Here is a 3,439-nt window from a genome sequence, read left to right on the forward strand (position 1 = left end):
AAGACGAAGACGACGGCGTGGCCCCGTCGACGGTGTGGATCGTTCTCCTCGTCCTCCTCACCCTGGCCGTTATGGGCGGTGCCGCGGCGCTGTACACCGGTCGAATCGAGCTGCCACAAAGATAATAGTCGGCCGAACCGCTCTGCCAGGTCGAACGGTTCGGGCACCCGACCACGGCCGTCGTGGCGTCGACGGCCGCCGGTCGTCGGGAGCGGCCTGCGCTCGACGACACGTCCATGATCGAAAATTCCACCCACGTCCGCCCGCCCTCCGACGGGTCCCAGACCGGTGTTCAACGATCCGTAGCGAAGGTACGCGCCGACTCGGTGACGAAACGCTACGTCCGCGGCTCGCCCTCCGTCGCGTCGCGGCTACTGCCGTGGCGTCCCGGTCGCGACCGACCGACGGTGACCGCCGTAGACGACGTCTCGTTGACCGTCAATCGCGGCGAGATCGTCGGCCTGGCCGGTCCCAGCGGGAGCGGGAAGTCCACGCTGCTCGAGTTACTCGCGGGGCTCGACCGCCCGGACCGCGGCGCGATTACCGTCGCGGGAACCGACCTCGCGTCGCTCTCGGAGCGCGAGCTCGTTCGCCACCGACTCACTCGCGTCGGGTTCGTCTTCCAGGACTTCAGGTTGCTCGAGGCCTACACGGCCCGGACGAACGTGGCGATCCCGCTCGTCGAACTCGGGGTTGCGCGCGCACGACGTCGCGCTCGCGCCGCCGAACTGCTCGAACGGGTCGGCCTCGCAGACCGGACGGACCACCGCCCGGGTCAGCTCAGCGGCGGCGAACGCCAGCGGGTCGCGATCGCCCGGGCGCTCGCGGCCGAACCGGAGCTGCTCATCGCCGACGAGCCCACGGGCGAACTCGACAGCGACGCGGGTCGACGGGTCCTGGACGAGCTCGAGCGAGTTGCGACCGACCGCGCCGTGCTCGTCGCCTCGCACGATCGGGAGACGCTCGCGATCGCCGATCGCGTCGTCCGCCTCCGCGACGGGGCCCGCGTCGACGGCGGTGGACCCGACTGACCGATGGCGGGAGACGACGCTCCGGCGGGACGCGCGCGGCGGCGGTTCGCGGGCTGGTGCGGCCTGGCGGTGCGCCGAGTTCGCACCCGCGCGTTCGCCACCGCCCCCGGCCGGATCGGCGCCAGCGTCGCCGGCGTCGCGATCGCGGTCGCGCTGTTGCTCGTCGTCACGGGCCTCGCGATCGGTATGGTCGCGCCCGCGACCGGCGTCGGCGGCGACGAGTACTGGATCGAGCCCGAGAGCGGCGCCGGTTCGCCGCTGGTCGCGACGGGCGACCCCCAGCTCGGGGAAGCCCACGAGGCGGCGGAACGGATTCGCGCCACCGACGGCGTCGAGGCGGCGACCCCGGTGCTGATCGAGGTGCTCTCGGTCGAGACCGACGCCGGCGACCGCGAGCGGCTCGTCGCCGTCGGCGTCCACCCGGACGCGGGAATCGACGTCTACGGGATCTCCCCGACCGCGATCGCCGACGACGACCGGGTGGTCGCCTCCGATGGCGCCGCGTCGCTCCTCTCCGCCGAGCGCGGCGACCGTCTCGCGGTGGGCGGCGACCGCGAACTCCGCATCGCCGGCGTGGAGGACGGCGCCGGTCTCGCCGACGCCTCGCCGATCGTCGTGATGGAGTTCGCCACGCTGCAGGCGATCACGGGAGCGGACGACCGGGACGTCGCCGACCGGTTCGTCGTCGAGGCCGACGACGACGCGGCGGCGGAACTCGAGGGACTGTACGAGGGTGCCACCGTCCGATCGAGCGCCGAGGTGACGACCGATCGACTGCTCGACGCGGACCTTCCGCTCGCCCTGTCGCTTTCCGCCCTGCTCGTCGCCGTCGTCGTGGGGACGATCTTCGTCGCCGTCGCGACGGCGATGGAGGTCGCCGCCGACCGGCGGGAGCTCGCGACCCTCCGGGCGATCGGGATCGCGGGACGGCGACGGATCGGCCTCTACGTCGGTCAATCGCTCCTCGTCGCGACCGCCGGCGGCGTCGTCGGCGTCGCGCTCGGACTGGTCGGGATCCGGGCGGCGAACGCCGCGGCGGCCGCGGTCGTGGGGATCGACGGGCCGATCGAGAGCCACTCGCTGTTCGTCGGGTACGGTCTCGGCGCGGCGTGGCTGATCGGCCTCTGCGCGATCCCCGCCGTGATCGGGGTCGTCCGCCGAGTCGAATCGGAGGTGGGAGGCCGTGGGTAACCCGCTCGGGACGGTCGCGGCGATCGTGGGCCTCGCCTGGGGAGGCCTTCGCCACGAACGGCTGCGGACCCTGCTCGCGGTCGTCGGGGTCGCGATGGCCGTGGTGGCGATCGTGCTCCTCGCGGGCGCCGGCGTCGGCGTCCTGGAGACCGGCGAGCGCCAGTTCGAGCGGGCGGATCGGGACGTCTGGATCACCGGCGACGCCGTCGGCCTGACGGCTGCGGGCGGGGGCGGGTTCGAGGCGACGATCCACGACGCGCACCCGCTCGCCGACGAGATCGCCGACCGCGAGGACGTCCGGTCGGCGGCGCCGATGGGGTTCCAGACCGTCTACGTCGGCACGGATCCCGCGGACCTCGATACCGTGGTCGCCTCCGGGGTTCCCGGCGGCGGGGACGCGGTTTCGATCGACGAGGGGGACGGGTTCGGCGGCGCCGACACCCACTACGCGGACGGAGACTACGACGGGCCGAAGACCGGCGAGTTGCTGGTCGATCGCCGAACGGCCGAGCGATACGAGCTCTCCGTCGGCGACCGACTCCACGTCGGCGGCTCCGTCGCGACGGCGAGGGCGACCGAGTACGAGGTCGTCGGCATCTCGGAGACGTTCGCGGCCTTCCTGGGCGCGCCGACGGTCACCCTCAGGCTGAGCGAGTTACAGACGCTCACCGGCGCGTCCGGCACCGACGCCGCCACGATGATCGCGGTCACCGTCGAGGACGACGCGGAGGTAGCGGCCGTCGCCGACGACCTGCGCGCGGCGTACCCCGAGTACGCCGTCCGGACCGACGAGGAACAGCTCCGGGCCGTCCTCGGGCAGCAAGCGGCGGTGCTGGTCGGTGCCGGGGTGCTGGTCGGATTGGCCGTCCTGACCGGCCTGGCGCTCGCGATCACGCTCTTCGTGTTGCACGTCTACCAGCGCCGCGAGGAGTACCGGACCCTGGGCGCGATCGGGATCTCCCGACGGACCGTCGTCGGAGTCGTCCTCGCCCAGGGGGCGATCCTGGGCGTCTCCGGCTGGCTGGTCGGCGCCGCGCTCGCGGTTCCGTCCGCGCACCTGCTGAACGCGCTCGTGACCCTGGTCGTCGGGTACGAGGGGCTCGTCGTCGTTCCGCCGTGGGCGGTCGCGACGGGCGGCGTCGTCGCCGTCGTGGTCGGGACGCTCGCGGCGGCGATCGCGGTGTGGCGGCTCCCGGACGCGACCGCGTGAGACCGCG

At 73.3% G+C, this 3,439-nt stretch carries 3 protein-coding genes; all 3 read left to right on the forward strand.

Features of this window, described 5'->3' with window-relative positions:
- The first annotated feature begins 236 nt into the window (after positions 1-236).
- The 3 genes from QZT59_RS04920 to QZT59_RS04930 are packed head-to-tail and all read left to right on the forward strand — an operon-like array spanning position 237 to position 3,432.
- On the forward strand, positions 237-1,031 hold the full coding sequence (locus tag QZT59_RS04920) for an ABC transporter ATP-binding protein (RefSeq protein WP_394348638.1): 795 nt from the start codon (positions 237-239) through the stop codon (positions 1,029-1,031).
- A gap of 3 nt (positions 1,032-1,034) precedes the next feature.
- Positions 1,035-2,222: an ABC transporter permease gene (locus QZT59_RS04925; RefSeq protein ID WP_290812196.1), complete on the forward strand. Its 1,188-nt coding sequence runs from the start codon at positions 1,035-1,037 to the stop codon at positions 2,220-2,222.
- A complete protein-coding gene (locus tag QZT59_RS04930) occupies positions 2,215-3,432 on the forward strand; it encodes an ABC transporter permease (RefSeq protein WP_290812199.1) in 1,218 nt (405 codons plus the stop codon). Before QZT59_RS04925 ends, QZT59_RS04930 begins: the two co-directional genes overlap by 8 nt.
- The last annotated feature ends 7 nt before the right edge of the window (positions 3,433-3,439 follow it).

Origin of the sequence: Halovivax sp. (assembly GCA_007119345.1) — an archaeon.
Lineage (GTDB): Archaea > Halobacteriota > Halobacteria > Halobacteriales > Natrialbaceae > Halovivax.